1 protein-coding gene is annotated in these 1,300 nt (G+C 63.1%); it reads left to right on the top strand.

From position 1 onward, the window contains the following. Nucleotides 1–65: 65 nt before the first annotated feature. Nucleotides 66–1,246 (top strand): IS3 family transposase gene (locus tag AMA02S_RS39670; RefSeq protein WP_157431173.1). Its coding sequence is split into 2 segments (ribosomal slippage): nucleotides 66–339 and nucleotides 339–1,246, totalling 1,182 coding nucleotides; the frame shifts between segments, so codons are not numbered across the junction. The last annotated feature ends 54 nt before the right edge of the window (nucleotides 1,247–1,300 follow it).

The following is a 1,300-nucleotide window of genomic DNA, read 5'->3' as shown; positions in this document are numbered from 1 at the left end:
TGAGGTGCCCCGGACCTTCCGGACAGCTCCCCAACTAGGGTTGGGGAGAACTGGAAGGAAGGTCGTTGGCACGACAGAGGCGGCATTTCACCCAGGAGCACAAGGACGAGATCGTCCGCATGGTCCTGGATGGCCCACGCCCCATCGCCCATGTGGCCCGTGAGGTTGGGATTCACGACACCACGCTCGGCAACTGGGTCAAGGACTACCGCAGACGGCACGGTGGTGGCGCGGCGACCGGAGACTCCGGCGGCGAGAAGATGAGCGCGCGGGAACTTGAGCTCGAGCGGGAGAACCGCAGACTCCGCGAAGAGAACGACTTCTTGAAAAAAGCCGCGGCCTTCTTCGCGAGGGATCACCGGTGAGCGCCAAGTACGAGCTCATCGACGCGGAGAAGGCCGCCCACGCGATCGTCGACATGTGCATCTGGCTGCGGGTGTCGCGGTCCGGGTTTTACGAGTGGCGCACCCGTCCGATGTCGGCGACTGCCGAACGTCGTGAACGCCTCAAGCCGGTGATCGAGGCGGTGTTCGCGGCCAATCACGAGACTTATGGGTATCGGCGGATTCACGCGGTGCTGGTTCGCTCGGGCGAGGAGGTCTCGCCGGAGCTGGTGCGGCAGTTGATGCGGGAGCTGGGCCTTCAGCCGGTGCAGCCGCGGTCGTGGCGGCCGGTCACCACCCAGGTGGGTGAGCCCGACGCGATCCCCGACCTGGTCTGCCGGGACTTCACCGCCGACCGGCCCGGTATGAAGCTGGTCGGCGACATCACCTACATCCCCACCTGGGATGGGTTTCTTTACCTGGCAACGGTCATCGACTGCCATTCGAAAATGGTGGTCGGTTGGGCGATGGCCGATCACTTCAAGACCTCGCTCATCACGGCTGCCCTGGACTCGGCGGCCGGGAACATCGACATCGAGAAGGGCTGCATTTTTCATAGCGACCGCGGGTCGAACTACACCAGCGACGAGTTCGGCCGGCACCTGACCAAGAAGTACAAGATGCGCCGGTCGGTCGGCAAGACCGGCGTGTGCTGGGACAACGCGCTGGCGGAATCGTTCTTTGGTGCACTGAAGAACGAGTGGCTCAACCGTATGATATTTGCCACGCAAGCCAAAGCGCGACGCGCGGTTGTGCAGTACATCGAAGGCTTCTATAATCGACGCAGGCTTCATTCTGCGAACGGGTACCGGACCCCTCTTGAGGTCCACACTGAGTACCTGAACCGGCAGCAAGCAGCGTAGATCTGCCCGCAGATCACCCATCAGCCAGCTGTCCGGAAAACGCGAGGCCCCTCA

Origin of the sequence: Actinomadura macra NBRC 14102, from assembly GCF_001552215.1 — a bacterium.
Classification (GTDB): Bacteria; Actinomycetota; Actinomycetes; order Streptosporangiales; family Streptosporangiaceae; genus Spirillospora; species Spirillospora macra.
This window is presented reverse-complemented; position numbering and strand designations above follow the sequence as displayed.